The sequence below is a fragment of the Mycobacterium kubicae genome (genome assembly GCF_015689175.1).
Lineage (GTDB): Bacteria > Actinomycetota > Actinomycetes > Mycobacteriales > Mycobacteriaceae > Mycobacterium > Mycobacterium kubicae.
This window is the reverse complement of record NZ_CP065047.1, coordinates 1,245,881-1,260,664: the sequence shown is the minus strand read 5'-3', so window position 1 is coordinate 1,260,664 and position 14,784 is coordinate 1,245,881. Positions and strand designations below refer to the sequence as shown.

At 69.1% G+C, this 14,784-nt stretch carries 12 protein-coding genes; 5 read left to right on the top strand and 7 right to left on the bottom strand.

What is annotated here, in order from left to right; genetic code table 11:
• Positions 1 to 11: 11 nt before the first annotated feature.
• Positions 12 to 1,442, bottom strand: coding sequence for an FAD-binding oxidoreductase (locus I2456_RS06015; protein ID WP_085073760.1), 1,431 nt, complete (start codon positions 1,440 to 1,442; stop codon positions 12 to 14).
• A gap of 222 nt (positions 1,443 to 1,664) precedes the next feature.
• Here I2456_RS06015 and I2456_RS06010 point away from each other — a divergent pair, with 222 nt between their 5' ends.
• Positions 1,665 to 2,105, top strand: a complete 441-nt coding sequence (locus tag I2456_RS06010) for a DUF732 domain-containing protein (RefSeq protein WP_068162667.1) — start codon at positions 1,665 to 1,667, stop codon at positions 2,103 to 2,105.
• 3 nt (positions 2,106 to 2,108) lie between these two features.
• On the opposite strand, the gene I2456_RS06005 is transcribed toward I2456_RS06010, so the two are convergent.
• Both I2456_RS06005 and I2456_RS06000 read right to left on the bottom strand, forming a co-directional pair.
• Positions 2,109 to 2,402, bottom strand: a complete 294-nt coding sequence (locus tag I2456_RS06005; protein WP_085073759.1) for a DUF3017 domain-containing protein — start codon at positions 2,400 to 2,402, stop codon at positions 2,109 to 2,111.
• Positions 2,399 to 3,244, bottom strand: coding sequence for a bifunctional methylenetetrahydrofolate dehydrogenase/methenyltetrahydrofolate cyclohydrolase (locus I2456_RS06000; protein ID WP_068162665.1), 846 nt, complete (start codon positions 3,242 to 3,244; stop codon positions 2,399 to 2,401). The genes I2456_RS06005 and I2456_RS06000 overlap by 4 nt, the downstream gene beginning before the upstream one ends.
• A 27-nt stretch (positions 3,245 to 3,271) precedes the next feature.
• Here I2456_RS06000 and I2456_RS05995 point away from each other — a divergent pair, with 27 nt between their 5' ends.
• From I2456_RS05995 to I2456_RS05980, 4 genes are all read left to right on the top strand, one after another.
• Complete coding sequence (locus I2456_RS05995; RefSeq protein ID WP_085073758.1) at positions 3,272 to 4,483, top strand: NADH:flavin oxidoreductase; 1,212 nt, start codon at positions 3,272 to 3,274, stop codon at positions 4,481 to 4,483.
• A 54-nt stretch (positions 4,484 to 4,537) separates the two neighbouring features.
• Positions 4,538 to 7,168, top strand: a complete 2,631-nt coding sequence (locus I2456_RS05990; protein ID WP_085073757.1) for an FHA domain-containing protein — start codon at positions 4,538 to 4,540, stop codon at positions 7,166 to 7,168.
• Positions 7,169 to 7,208: 40 nt separating this feature from the next.
• Complete coding sequence (locus tag I2456_RS05985; RefSeq protein WP_085073756.1) at positions 7,209 to 9,701, top strand: ATP-binding cassette domain-containing protein; 2,493 nt, start codon at positions 7,209 to 7,211, stop codon at positions 9,699 to 9,701.
• A gap of 127 nt (positions 9,702 to 9,828) precedes the next feature.
• Positions 9,829 to 10,467, top strand: a complete 639-nt coding sequence (locus tag I2456_RS05980; protein ID WP_085073755.1) for a TetR/AcrR family transcriptional regulator — start codon at positions 9,829 to 9,831, stop codon at positions 10,465 to 10,467.
• 19 nt (positions 10,468 to 10,486) lie between these two features.
• Here I2456_RS05980 and I2456_RS05975 read toward each other — a convergent pair whose 3' ends face one another.
• Genes I2456_RS05975 through I2456_RS05960 form a run of 4 tightly spaced genes read right to left on the bottom strand, consistent with a single transcriptional unit; the run spans position 10,487 to position 14,631 of the window.
• The gene (locus I2456_RS05975) at positions 10,487 to 11,089 is read right to left on the bottom strand and encodes a GTP-binding protein (protein WP_085073754.1); all 603 of its coding nucleotides are present in this window, start codon (positions 11,087 to 11,089) and stop codon (positions 10,487 to 10,489) included.
• Positions 11,070 to 11,456 (bottom strand): DUF742 domain-containing protein, encoded by a 387-nt coding sequence (locus I2456_RS05970; RefSeq protein WP_068162651.1) that lies wholly within the window; start codon positions 11,454 to 11,456, stop codon positions 11,070 to 11,072. The genes I2456_RS05975 and I2456_RS05970 overlap by 20 nt, the downstream gene beginning before the upstream one ends.
• Complete coding sequence (locus I2456_RS05965) at positions 11,432 to 11,863, bottom strand: serine protease inhibitor (RefSeq protein ID WP_068033677.1); 432 nt, start codon at positions 11,861 to 11,863, stop codon at positions 11,432 to 11,434. The genes I2456_RS05970 and I2456_RS05965 overlap by 25 nt, the downstream gene beginning before the upstream one ends.
• A complete protein-coding gene (locus I2456_RS05960; RefSeq protein WP_085073753.1) occupies positions 11,860 to 14,631 on the bottom strand; it encodes a HAMP domain-containing sensor histidine kinase in 2,772 nt (923 codons plus the stop codon). The genes I2456_RS05965 and I2456_RS05960 overlap by 4 nt, the downstream gene beginning before the upstream one ends.
• Positions 14,632 to 14,784: the final 153 nt, after the last annotated feature.

The following is a 14,784-nucleotide window of genomic DNA, read 5'->3' as shown; positions in this document are numbered from 1 at the left end:
CCAACCGATATTCAGATATAAAGCCCTGAGTACATCAACCCGTCCGGGTCATAGTGCTGCCGAACTGCCATCAGCCGAGCCAAATTCGACCCGAAGTAACGCCCCGCAGCAGTGGTGGCTTCCAGATAATTCACGTAACCGCCGACCGAATACCGTTGCACCGCTTGGTGTGCCACGCCCACCCACTGGTTCGCGGCCGTCGCCTCCGAACCGGTCGCCTCCACGTACCACTGCACGACGGCAGCCTGGCGCCGCCACGGGAACGCCGAGCCGGCCGGATCCACCTCACCAACCGCGCCGCTCAACGTGTCCACCACCGCCGAGGCGCTCCCCGCCGCCTGCGGCCACTTCCCTATCGCGTCTATGATCGCTTGCGCCGCATCATGATTCATCGCGCCGATCACATCCGAACCTGCCACGAACCCGCGCGGTGAACTGGTCGAGCTGCCCCCGGCCAGGTACATCACCAGATCCATATGGCCGAGCGTGTTGTGCTCCACCGCGGTGGGCTCCGCACCCACCGCCGCCTTGATCGCAGCGGCGACCGCCGAGCCGGTTCCGGCCGGGCAGGTCGCCAGCACATGGCAATTGCCCTGCGACGAGTTGACCGAAAGAGTCACCAGTCCCCAAACGTTGCGGTCGGCCCCGGCCAGCCACGTCTGCCAACCGGTCAACACCTGGGCCGCCGCCGCGTACGCGAACACCACCCGGACGACGTCGGAGTCGGCAGTGGCAAACGTCGAGAAGGTCATCGAGGTGGTCACCCCGAAGTTGCCTCCGCCACCACCGCGCAACGCCCAGAACAAGTCGGGATGATCGTCGGCCGACGCCGTGACCGTTTGCCCGCTTGGCAGCACCACCGTCGCGGACTTCAGCGCGTCACAGGTCAAACCGGCATGGCGGGAGTCGGCTCCCATTCCGCCACCGAGCGTCAAGCCCGCGACGCCCACGGTCGGACAGGTGCCGGTGGGGATGGCCCGCTCGGCACCGGCCAACGCCCGATGGACCGCATACAGGCCGGTTGCGGCGGGCACGGTCACATCCCCGGTGGCGCTGTCGAACTTCACCCCACCGGGCAACCCGCGCAGGTCGAGCACCATGGCGCCGGTGGCGGTCGAGGCCCCGATGTAGGAATGGCCACCCCCGCGCACCGCGATCTTGACCTTGTTCGCCGCCGCGAACCCGACGGACTTCTCCAAGTCGGCCTGCGAGGTGACCTTGACCACGGCGGCCGGACTGGCGAAGTCGTACAGCGAGTTGAACACCTGCTTGCCGCTGGTGAAGGCGTCACCGTTGGCCGGCAACAACACCTGCCCGCCGATGGATGAGGCCAACGCCGACCACCCGCTGCCCGGTTCGGCGCGGGCCCACACCGAGGGGAATACCGTCGATGTCGCCAAAGCTGCGGCCGCATCACGAAGAAATCTCTGACGAGAGATCATATGGCGCAATGGTAATTGGCGAACCGCGCGAAACCCGTTGACCCGCAATGTCGTGTCGGTTCGCGAACCCCATTAGTCTAAGGGGCGATGAGAACACGGTAAGAAAACGCTTAAAGCACAAACCTTTACGTCACCGTGTCCGAAATGTGACAGCGATGGGCCAAGGTTCGTAGAGTTGACTGAGTGCCCCCAAGGGTGCTCCTAACTGGACGGGGAACTCGTATGAACGCCTGGCGCCACCAACCACTGACCATTCGACTGCTCGCAGCGTCCGCCGGCGCGCTCGCCGCGGCAGCCGCGCTGGCGGCACCCGCCGAAGCCAGCCCGATTGACGACCAGTTCCTCGGCGCGCTCAACAACGCCGGCGTCAATTACGGCGACGCGGGCAACGCGGCCGCGTTGGGACAGACCGTCTGCCCGATGCTGGCGCAGCCGGGCGGCAACTTCGCCGCGGCCGCCTCACGTGTGGGCGGCAACGGCATGTCGCCGGGGATGGCCAGCATGTTCACCAGCATCGCGATTCAGATGTACTGCCCACAGATGATGTCCGACATCGCCAGCGGCAATATCGGTGCGCTGCAGCAACTTCCAGGCGTGTCCATGGTGCCCGGTCTCGCCGGCGGCGGGATGCCCGGACTGCCCGGCGGCATCCCTGGGTTCTGACCCTCAGCCGGTGCCCAGCGGGTCGATCGTCGAGGCGATGTAGACCACCGCGGCCCCAACCGTCGCGGTGGTCACAAAGTCGGTTGCCCGGCGGCGCACCACGAGTAACCCGGCGCGTTCGTCGGGCAGCGCCAACCGCAACACCGCGGCCACCCCGACTCCGATACCGATGAGCAGGGCCCCGCGCCGCCAGAAGTTGGCGCCCGCCAGCACGAACGCCACCAGGAAGATCAGCCCGACGACCAGGATCGGCCACTGCGCGCGAACCGCGCGGCCGAGAATGGTCCGCAGGGTCATTGCCGCTCGGCCAGCTCGACAACGTTGGTCAACAGGAACGCCCGGGTCAGCGGGCCGGCGCCCCCGGGGTTGGGCGAGACATGACCGGCGACATCCCACACATCGGGGTGTACGTCGCCGGTCAGCTTCCCCTCCACCCGGCTGACACCCACGTCGACGACGGCGGCTCCGGGACGGACCATGTCGGCCGTCAGCAGGTGTGGCACTCCGACCCCGGCGACGATGATGTCGGCCTGCCTGGTGAGCGCAGGCAGATCGCGAGTTCCGGTGTGGCACAACGTGACTGTGGCGTTCTCCGAGCGCCGGGTCAGCAACAGGCCGAGTGGACGACCGACCGTCACACCGCGCCCGATCACCACCACGTGCGCCCCGGCGATCTCGACGTCATAGCGGCGCAGCAGGTGCACGATGCCCCGGGGCGTGCACGGCAGCGGGCCCGGGATGTTGAGCACCAGCCGGCCCAGGTTGGTCGGATGCAGACCGTCGGCGTCCTTGTCCGGGTCGACGCGCTCGAGCGCGGCGTTCTCGTCGAGGTGCTTGGGCAGCGGCAACTGCACGATGTAGCCGGTGCACTCGGGGTTGGCGTTGAGTTCGTCGATGGTCTCGTTCAGCGTTTCGGTGCTGATGTCGGCGGGCAGGTCGCGGCGGATGGAGGTGATGCCGACCTTGGCGCAATCGGCGTGCTTGCCGCGCACGTAAGCCTGGGAGCCGGGGTCGTCACCGACCAGGATGGTGCCCAACCCGGGGGTGCGACCCGACGCTGTCAGGGCTGCCACCCTCTCCTTCAGATCGACGAAAATCTCGTCCCGGGTGGCCTTGCCGTCAAGCGTGATTGCGCCCACGCCTGACAGTCTGGCACGCTCCCCGATATGGCTGTTGACAGCTCCACAGCTCCTGATGTGTTCAGCCCGGCCAAGCTCGGTCCGCTGACGCTGCGCAACCGCATCATCAAGGCGGCCACCTTCGAGTCGCGCACCCCCAACGCGCTGGTGACCGACGACCTCATCGAATACCACCGACAGCCCGCCGCCGGCGGGGTCGGCATGACCACGGTCGCCTACTGCGCGGTGTCCCCCGGCGGGCGCACCGGCGGGGAACAACTGTGGATGCGCCCCGAGGCGGTGCCCGGGCTGCGCCGCCTCACCGACGCCATCCACGCCGAAGGCGCGGCAATCAGCGCCCAGATCGGGCACGCCGGACCGGTTGCCGACGCCCGCTCCAACGGGGCCACCGCGTTGGCGCCGGTGCGTTTCTTCAACCCGATCGCCATGCGGTTCGCCAAGAAGGCCAGCGCGGATGACATCGACGACGTGCTGGCCGATCACGCCCAAGCGGCCCGTTTCGCCGTCGAAGCCGGCTTCGACGCCGTCGAAATCCACCTCGGCCACAACTATCTGGCCAGCGCGTTCCTGTCGCCGCTGATCAACCGCCGCGACGACGAGTTCGGCGGCTCACTGGCGAACCGCGCCAAGGTCGCACGCGGCCTGGTGCTGGCGGTGCGGCGCGCCGTCGACCAGGGACCGCGGCCGATCGCGGTCACCGCCAAGCTCAACATGGCCGACGGCGTGCGGGGCGGCATCAGCACCGACGAGTCGCTGACCACGGCCAAGTGGTTGGAAGAAGACGGCGGGCTGGACGCCATCGAACTGACCGCGGGCAGCTCGCTGGTCAATCCCATGTACCTGTTCCGCGGTGACGCCCCGCTCAAGGAGTTCGCCGGCGCGTTCAAGCCGCCGCTGCGCTGGGGCATGCGGATGACCGGCAAGAAGTTCCTGCGCGAATATCCCTACCGCGAGGCCTACCTGCTGCGCGAGGCGCGACTGTTCCGCGCCGAGCTCAAGATGCCGCTGATTCTGTTGGGCGGCATCACCAACCGGGAGACCATGGACCTGGCGATGGCCGAGGGATTCCAGTTCGTCGCGATGGCCCGGGCCCTGCTCGCCGAGCCTGACCTGATCAATCGGATCGCCGCCGACGGCGACCGGCACAGCGTGCACTCGGCCTGTATTCACTGCAACCGCTGCATGCCCACCATCTACAGCCGCACCCACTGCGTCGTGACGGGTGCCCCCGACGCGTGACGTAGCGCTTGCGCCGCCGCTGATGGATTCGTTTCATTGGCTAAAGTTGATGCGATGCCCCCACCCGCCCCGCCAGCGCTGACCGTTCGCTACGACGGGTCGGAACGCACCTTCGCCCCCGGCCACGATGTGGTGGTCGGCCGAGATGTGCGAGCCGACATGCGCATTGCTCATCCGCTGATCTCGCGCGCCCACCTGCTGCTGCGCTTCGATCAGGGCCGCTGGCTGGCCATTGACAACAACTCCCTGAACGGGACCTTCGCCAACGGGCGCCGGGTGCCGATGGTCGACATTCACGACGGCCAGAGCGTCAACATCGGCAACCCCGACGGTCCGATGTTGCGCTTCGAGGTCGGGCGGCACCAGGGGATGGCCGGGCGCCCGCCGCAGACCACCTCGATGCCCATCCTGGCGCCCTACGCGCACCAGTCCGGTCACATCGGCCCCCCGCCGCAGTCCGGTCGCCAACCCAACTACGCCCCGCCGACCGCGGCCCGCGGATTCCCCGGCGGCGCGCCGCCACCCCCGGCGGCGAAGGCAGCGCCACCGGCGCCGCCGGGACAACCGGTGTACCCGAGTTCGGCCGCGCCCTGGCAGACCGGGCAGCCCCCGGTAGCCGCGCCGCCCCCGCCGCCGAACCTGCATCCGCCGCGTTCGGCAGCTCCGACCCACCACGGCCCGACCGCCGCCAAGCCGCCCGAGGTCGCCAATCTGGCGACCAAGATGTTCCAGGCGCTGCGCGGCGGCGGCGGTGGGGCGCCGGAGGCGCCGGCCGGATCGGTCACCATCGGCCGCGCCACCGACAACGACATCGTCATCCAGGACGTGCTGGCCTCCCGCCACCACGCGTTCTTGACGCTGACGCCGCTGGGCGCGGAGATCCGCGACAACAACAGCGTCAACGGCACCTTTGTCAACGGTGTGCGCGTCGGCTCGGCGATCCTGACCGACGGCGACGTGGTCACCATCGGAAACGTCGACCTGGTGTTCACCGGCGGCACCCTGATCCGCCGCACCGAGGCCGCCACGCGTACCGGCGGGCTGGAAGTCAAATCGGTCACCTACACCGTCGAGGGCGGCAAGCAGCTGCTCGACCACATCTCGCTGACCGCCCGGCCCGGCACGCTGACCGCCATCATCGGCGGGTCCGGTGCCGGCAAGACCACGCTGTCGCGGCTGATCGCGGGATACACCAGCCCGACCACCGGCAGCGTGACCTTCGAGGGTCACAACATCCACGCCGAGTACGCCTCCATGCGCAGCAGGATCGGGATGGTGCCCCAGGACGACGTGGTGCACCGCCAGCTGACCGTCAACCAGGCGCTGGGCTATGCCGCCGAGCTGCGGCTGCCGCCCGACACCAGCAAAGCCGACCGCGCCCAGGTGGTGGCTCAGGTGCTCGAGGAGCTGGAGCTCACCAAGCACGCCGACACCCGGGTGGACAAACTCTCCGGCGGCCAACGCAAGCGCGCGTCGGTGGCCCTGGAGCTGCTGACCGGGCCGTCGCTGCTGATCCTGGACGAGCCGACCACCGGGTTGGACCCGGCGCTGGACCGGCAGGTCATGTTGATGCTGCGCCAGTTGGCCGACGCCGGCCGTGTGGTGCTGATCGTCACGCACTCGGTGGCCTACCTCGACGTGTGTGACCAGTTGCTGCTGGTGGCGCCCGGCGGCAAGACCGCGTACCTGGGGCCGCCCAGCCAGATCGGTGCGGCCATGGGCACGTCGAACTGGGCCGACATCTTCACCAAGGTGGGCGCCGACCCCGACGCCGCCAACCGCCGGTTCCTGGCCGAAAATCAAGCGCCCGCCTTCGCCGACGAAGCCAGTCCGGCCGCCGACTTGGGCGAACCGGTGCATACCGACGTACTGCGGCAGTTCTCCACGATCGCCCGTCGCCAGATCCGGCTCGTCGTGTCCGACCGTGGCTATACGGTGTTCCTGGCGCTGCTGCCCTTCCTCATCGGCGTGCTGACGCTGACCGTGCGCGGCAAAACCGGATACGGCATGTCGGATCCGCTGGGCAACAATCCTGCCCAGCCCGACCAAATCCTGGTCATGCTCAACGTCGGCGCGGTGTTCATGGGAACCGCGTTGACGATCCGAGACCTCATCGGTGAGCGTCCCATCTTCAAGCGAGAACAGGCGGTCGGCTTGTCCACGGCGGCCTATATGGGCGCCAAGATCGTGGTGTTCTGCGCGTTCGCGATCGTGCAGGCGGCGATCGCGACCATCATCTCGGTGGTGGGCTGGGGCAAGCCGCTCTCGGATGCCGTGCTGCTGGGCGACGTCCGTTTCGAGCTGTTCGTCACCGTCGCCGCGACGTGTGTGGCTTCGGCGCTGCTCGGCATGGCGATGTCGGCGGTGGCGCAGTCCCAGGACCAGATCATGCCGATGCTGGTGGTGTCGATCATGTCTCAGCTGGTGTTTTCCGGCGGCATGATCTGGGTGACCGACAGGATTGTGCTCGACCAGCTGTCCTGGTTCACCCCCGCCCGGTGGGGCTTTGCGGCGTCGGCGTCGACGATCGACACCCACCGGCTGATCCCCGGCCCCACCGATCCCAAGGACCGGCACTGGAATCACACCCCGGCCAACTGGCTGTTCGACATGGGCATGCTCGCGGTGTTGTGCGTGGCCTACGGCACCATCGTGTGGTGGAAGATCCGGCTGAAGCGCCGCTGACTCCCGCTGACCTGATGGCCTCCACCACTACCCTGAACCCGTGACGCAAGCTCAGCCGCCCGTGCTGACCGTTCGGTCCGGTCCGTCGCAGCGCAGCTTCGCCGCGGGTCCCGACGTGACCGTCGGCAGCGACCTGCGGGCCGACCTGCGCGTGGCCCATCCCCTGGTCGCCCGCGCGCATCTGCTGCTGCGCTTCGAGCAGGGCCGGTGGACGGCGATCGACAACAACTCCAACAACGGCGTCTTCCTCAACGGCCGTCGGGTCTCCGGGCTCGACATCCACGACGGTATGGCCGTCAACCTCGGCCGGCCCGACGGGCCGCGGGTGACGTTCGAGGTGAGCCACCACGGCGGCATCGTCGGCCTGATCCCGGCAACGGAGAAACTGCCGCGCATCGACACCCCCGGGCCGCCACCGTCGGCCGGTCCTCCACCGCCGCCGCGGCCGCGGCCGTGGGGCACCCGGGATACACCCTTGCCGCCGCAACCGCCGGGTCCGGCGGCCCGCGTCCCGGTGGATGCCCGCTTGCAGCACTCCACCTGGAGGGGCCCCACCAGCACGGCGTCGAAAATCCCGACCGAGCGGGCCCCGACCTTTAACGTCGACCCCAGCCTCGCCACGCCCGTCGGGGGCAGCGCCAGCATCGGTCGCTCACTGGACAACGACATCGTCATCACCGACGTGCTGGCCTCCCGCCACCACGCCTACCTGGCGCCGACGCCGGTGGGCACCGAGATCCGCGACGCGCACAGCATCAACGGCACTTTCGTCAACGGCATCCGGGTCGGGTCGGCCATCCTCAGCGAGGGTGACGTGGTCACCATCGGCAACGTCGACCTGCTCTTCACCGGCGGCAACCTGGTCCGCCAGAGTGCGGCAGCGACCCGCGCCGGCGGCCTGCAGGTCAACGCGGTGTCCTTCGCCGTCGACGGCAAGACGCTGCTGGGAAACGTCTCGTTGACCGCGCGGCCCGGGACGTTGACCGCCCTCATCGGCGGGTCCGGTGCCGGCAAGACCACCCTGGCCCGGTTGATCGCCGGATACAGCACCCCCAGCTCCGGCACGGTGACCTTCGAAGGCCACAACATCCACGCTCAATACGCCTCGCTGCGCAGCCGCATCGGGATGGTCCCGCAAGACGACGTCGTGCACCGCCAGCTGACCGTCGCGCAGGCGCTCGGTTACGCCGCCGAGTTGCGCCTGCCGCCGGACACCACGAAAGAGGACCGCCAGCAGGTGGTCACCCAGGTGCTCGACGAACTCGGGCTGACCAAGCACGCCCACACTCGCGTCGACAAGCTCTCCGGCGGGCAGCGCAAGCGCGCGTCGGTGGCGCTGGAGCTGCTCACCGGGCCGTCGCTGCTGATCCTCGACGAACCCACCTCCGGCCTGGACCCGGCGCTGGACCTGCAGGTCATGACGATGCTGCGGCAACTGGCCGACGCGGGACGGGTGGTGCTGGTGGTCACCCACTCGCTGACCTACCTCGAGGTCTGCGATCAGGTGTTGCTGATGGCGCCGGGCGGCAAGACCGCGTTCCTCGGCCCGCCCGACCAGATCGGCGCGGCGATGGGCACCACCAACTGGGCGCACATCTTCGCCAAGGTCGGCGCCGACCCCGACGAAGCCAACCGGCGCTTCCTGGCCCGCAACCGGCCGCCGCCGCCCACCCCGGCGGGATCGCCGGCCGACCTGGGCGCGCCGGCGCACACCAGCGTGCATCGGCAGTTCTCCACGATCGCCCGCCGGCAGGTCCGGCTTGTCGTGTCCGACCGCGCCTATTTCGTGTTCCTGGCGGTCCTGCCGTTCATCCTGGGTGCGCTGTCGCTGACCGTGCCGGGCAACACCGGGTTCGGCATCGCCGAGCCCACCAGTCAGACGCCCGATGAAGCCGCCCAAGTCCTGACGCTGCTGAACATCGCCGCGGTGTTCATGGGCACCGCGCTGACCATCCGGGACCTGATCGGCGAGCGGCCAATCTTTTGGCGCGAACAAGCCGTGGGCCTGTCGACGTGGGCGTATCTGAGCGCCAAGCTCACGGTGTTCTGCCTGTTCGCCGTCGTCCAGGCGGCCATCGCCACCGGCATCGTCCTGCTGGGTAAGGGCGCCCCAAAGCAACAGGCGCTGCTGTTGGGCGATCCCAGCTTCGAGCTGTTCGTCGGCGTGGCCGCGACGTGCGTGGCCTCGGCGATCCTGGGCATGCTGCTGTCCTCGGTCGCCCGCTCCAACGAGCAGATCATGCCGCTGCTGGTGGTGTCGCTGATGCTGCAGCTGGTGCTGTCCGGGGGCATGGTCCCGGTGACCAACCGGCTGGTGCTCGACCAGATGTCCTGGGTGGTGCCCGGGCGGTGGGGGTATGCGGCGTCAGCGGCCACAGTCGACTTGCCGAAGCTGGTGCCAAGCTCCATCATCGAGCGGGACAGTCACTGGAGACACTCGCCCAGCGCGTGGTTGTTCGACATGACGATGCTTGCCGCGCTCTCGGTGATTTTCTCCGCCGTGGTGTGGTGGCGCATCCGGCTCAAGCGTTAGGCGTCTGCGCAACGGGGGGCGAATCTACGGAGAGCCGGCGCCGCCGTACCGCCCCCGCCTCGGGGATCTCGCGTGGCGTATACGGCAGCGGGCGCAGGTTGGCCGACGTCGTGTCTAGGCTGGCGGGGTGCCAGCGGACCTGCCCCCGTCAAGTCCCGACGACCCCGGCAGACCGGCAAGCGTCCAGCGGATCCGCGACACCGCGTTGGCCATCTTCGCCACGCGCGGCAGCGAGTCCACATCGCTGCGCACGATTGCCGACGCCGCGGGAGTGTCCATCGGTCTGGTGCAGCATCACTTCGGCACCAAGGCGAATCTGGTGCAAGCGGTCGAGGACCACGTGATGACGGTGCTGACCGAGGCCTTGGCGGGTCCTCTGGTCAGCGCGCCGGATGACCCCGTGGCCGACGCTGCCGATCGCGTCATCTCGCTGCTGTCCGGACCCGAAGTGGTCGCCGACTATATGAGCCGGGCGCTGGCGGAGAACACTGCGGTCGGCGCCCGCATCTTCGACACCTTGGTCGACATCTGCACCGGGTACTGGGAGGAGCTGCGCCAGCAAGGTCTCACCCAGCCGGGACTCGACCCGGTGTGGATCACGCTCAGCCCGCTCACCCTGGTCCTCGGAACGTTCATCCTGCGTTCGCATTTGAGCCGGTACCTGCCTGACGCCCTGACCACCCCGGAGCAGCTGGAGCGGTGGCGAAACGCCACCGAACGGATCATCGCCGGCGGACAGTTGCAACGACCGGCCGGGAACGGATGACCTCGGAGCCCAGGTCGAGTCAGCGGCCTGCCGCCGACGTGGCGGTGAGGCTGGTCAGGGCGTATTCACTGACCGCGATCAGCGCATCGGTCGCCGATCGCCGATTGCGGGCATCGACGCTGATCACCGGGATGTGCGGCGCCAGGGTCAGCGCCTTGCGCACCTCGTCGACGGGGTAGCGGGGGGCGCCGTCGAACTCGTTGATGGCGACCAAAAACGGCAGGTTGCGGTGCTCGAAGAAGTCGACCGCGGCGAAGCTGTCCTGCAGGCGGCGGATGTCGACCAGCATGATCGCGCCGATCGCGCCGCGTACCAGGTCGTCCCACATGAACCAGAACCGGCGCTGGCCCGGGGTGCCGAACAGGTAGAGCACCAGGTCGTCGGCCAGGGTGATCCGGCCGAAATCCATTGCGACGGTGGTGGTCCGCTTATCCGGGGTGGCCTCGAGCATGTCGACGCCGGCCGACGCGTCGGTCACCATCGCTTCGGTGCGCAGCGGTATGATCTCCGACACCGAGCCGACGAAGGTGGTCTTACCGGCGCCGAATCCGCCCGCGATGACGATCTTCGTCGACGCGGTGGCGTGCGCCTCGGGTGGCGCCTCAGAGTGCCTTAAGGCCACGCAGGGTCCTTCCTATGAGTTCATAGCGCTCGTCGCGGGTCGAACGGTCGGTCAAGGTCCTGTTCACCCGAAGGTAGCCGGACGTGACCAGATCGCCCACCAAGACGCGCGCGACACCCACCGGTAGATCCAGCCGGGCCGAGATCTCTGCGACCGAAGGGCTGTCGACGCACAGGTTGACGATGGTGCCGCGCACATCGTTGGGCGGCCACTGGTCGGCCAACCCCGCCTGCAGCGTCTGTACCGGCGCTTCCAGCGGGAGGTCGACGTCTGTGCCAGTTCGTCCGGCCGTCAGCGTATACGGGCGGACCAAGTTCGCCTGGGAGGTCGCCTCGGCCGAGGTCAGCGACGGCTCGCGTCGGTCCATTGCGGCTCGGGTTCGGGGCGGCGGGAGGACTGCACGACAGCGCCGACGCGTTCGACGAGGATCGCCATCTCGTAACCGATCTGGCCGATGTCGCACCCGGTGACGGCCAGAGTGGCCAGATGCGAGCCGTCACCGACCCGCATCAACAGCAGGAAACCGTTCTGCATCTCGACCACCGACTGCAGGACCTGCCCACCCTCGAACAACTGCGCCGCCCCGGTGGCGAGACTGGCCAGCCCGGACGCCACCGCGGCCAACTGATCGGCCCGTTCGCGCGGCAGGTGTTCGCTGGCCGCGACGGGAAGGCCGTCGACCGACACCAGCAGCGCGTGCGCCACGCCCGGCACCTCGCGGGCGAACTTCGACACCAGCCAGTCGAGCGGGCTGTCCGGCGGGCGGGGATTCATTGCTGTTCGGGTTCCTGACTGCTTTCGCGCGCGTGCGACCGTCCGGTGCGTACGCCGCCGAAGTGACTGCTCATGGTGGCGCGAATCGCATCCGGGTCGCGCACCGCAGCGGCGTGCTGCGGTTGCCGAGTGGAATGCGATCCGCCGTTTGACGCTACTCGCTGGCCCTCGCCCTCCGGTTCGGGCGCGGCGGCGCCGGGTACCAGCCGCGCGCCGGGGGTGCGCACCGGCAGGCCGTGGTCGGTGTGCGCCTCGACGGGCTTGTCCTGGGCTTCGGCTGCCGCGGTCCAGCCGCGGTCCCACACGGTCTTCCAGTCCAGGTCGGCGCTTTGGGCGAGTTCGTGCGGGTCGCCCATCATCTCCGAAAGCATCCGCTGGTAGATCACGTCGTCGTCGGCGGGGCCCGACGGCTGAGCCGGCTTGGAAGCGGCCTTGGCCGTGGGCGTGGGTGGCGCCGGGCTGGCCGTTGGCGGCGCTGGGGTGGGGGCCGCGGGCCGGTCGGTCGCCGGGCGGCGGCCGAAGAAGGCCGAGGTGTCCGACGCGGTCTTGGCGGGCGCCGGCCGCGCGGCGGGTTTGGCCTCTTGCGCCGCGCCTGCCTGCTGCGCGGCGCCGCTCTCCCACCACGGCGTCGGCAGTTCGCGCCGTGCCGGTCGTTCCTCGACCGGCGGCGCGGGCACGTCGGTGATGCCGCTGGATCCCGGGTTGCGGCGCGGCAGCAACGTGACCGGTGGCACCGGTTGCCCGACGGTGTTGTCCGCCGCCGCCGCGGGTACGGCGGGCTTGGGTTCCGGCGCCGGCGGTGCGGGCGGGGGCTTGACGGCGAACATCTGCGGCTGGGGCGGGGCGACGGCGGGCGCGTCTTCGAAAAGAACGGGCAACGGCAGGTACACCTCGGCGGTGGTGCCGGTCCCCGACTCCCCGGTCGCCGGCCCCCGCAGACCGACCCGGATGCCGTGCCGGCTGGCCAGCCGGCCCACCACGAACAGCCCCATGTGGCGGGCGTTGTCCGGGGTGACGTCGCCACCGGCCTGTAGCCGCATGTTGGCCATGCGCCGGTCGGTGTCGGTCATGCCCAGGCCGGCGTCGGCGATGCGCAGCAGCACCCCTCCCTCGCTGCCCCGCACGGCCGAAACCCGAACCGTCGTCGTCGGCGGCGAGTAGCGCAGCGCATTGTCGATCAGCTCGGCCAGCAGATGGATGACCGCGCCGGCGGCCGCACCGATCACCGTGCAGTCGGCGATCCCCCCGATCTGCACCCGTCGGTAGTCCTCGACCTCGGACACCGCGGCGTTGATCACGGTGGTGAGCGGAACAGGTTCGCGCTGGTCGCGGGTGATCTGCGCGCCCGCCAGCACCAGCAGGTTGGCGCTGTTGCGGCGCAGCCGCGCGGCCAGGTGATCCAGCCGGAAGAGGCTGTCGAGGCGCTCGGGATCTTCCTCGTTGCGCTCCAGCCGGTCGATGAGCTGCAGCTGCTGGTCGACCAGCGACCGGCTGCGCCGCGACATCGTCTCGAACATGTCGTTGACCAACAGCCGCAACCGCGCCTCGTCACCGGCGAGCAGCAGCGCCTGGGTGTGCAGTTCGTCAACGGCGTGGGCGACCTGGCCGATCTCTTCGGTGGTGTACACCGCCAGCGGCTCGGGGACGGGCTCGGCGCCGTTGCGAACCCGGTCGATCTCGCCTTCCAGGTCGGTGTGGGCGACCTTGAGCGCGCCGTCGCGCAGCACCCGCAACGGCTTGACCAGAGCCCGGGCCACCAGCAACACGATGGCCAGGGCGATCACGATGGCGGTCAACGCCAGCACGGCGTCGCGGACCGCGGCGTCGCGGCGGGCGGTGGCCTGCGCGCCCACCGACTTCGTCACCGAGTTGGTGGTGTCGGTGATGACCTGGTCGGCGATCTGCCGAGTGACCTGAATCGACTGCAGCAGGTCGGGATTGCCGACCAGCGTGCTGGCCGGGTCGGACATGATCGCCATCCGGGTGACCAGTTGTTGCTGCAGATTCTTGGCCTCCGCAGAGCCGACACCGAGCACCCCGCTCATCCCGAACAGGGTCGACGGTTCGGTCCCGGCCAGCGTGATCATCGAGGTGCGCAGCTGCGGCTCGGGCAGGTCGGCGCCCCGGGTCACCAGAATCTCCTGCATGGTCATCTGCCCGCGCGCACCGACCGCGCGGCTCAGGCCCTGCACCTGGCCTCTGATCTGCTCGCTGTCGACCTGCACCGAGGCGTCGATCGCGTTCTCGGCAGTCAACAGCAGCGGCGCGTACGTCGTGATGCGATCGCGCAGGCCAATGGTGTTGTCGAGCACCTTGTCCAGCAGCGCCTGACCGCCGTTGAGCAGCGTGTTTCCGCCGGAGCGGACGTCGGGAATGACGTCGGTGTCGGCCAGCCTGGTCTGCAGTTCGAACTTGCGGGCGGCAAAGTTCTTCTTCGGGCCTTCGACGTCACGCCCGGTGGAGCTGGCCAGCAACGCGACGTCCAGCGCCGACATGTATTTGGTGATTGCCGGTATGACGTTGGCGCGGGCGGCGGCCAGCCGCAACGCGTTGGAGTTGGTCCATTCGCTTTGCACACGCAAAGCGCCGAACACCGTCGCCAGCAGCAGCGGCACCAGCGCGATCGCGAACACTTTCCAGCGCACCGGCCAGTTGCGCAGCGACCAGGGCCGGGGGCGCTTGTGGTCCGACGCCGGCGTCGCGGGTGCTGCAGGAGCGCCAGGTGAGGCCGCCGCGACCGGAGGGGTCGGGCGGGTGAACATGGTCATGTGGACGCGGCCGTGCCGCCGGCCGCTCCCCAGTTAACGCGCGCTCGGAAAAACGATCGGCTCATGAGACTTCCTGCTTTATTCCGCCCGCCCCGGCGGAGGGGCACGAGCGTAAACGCCTGGCAATCCGACGAGTATGACAGCCCAAAGCCA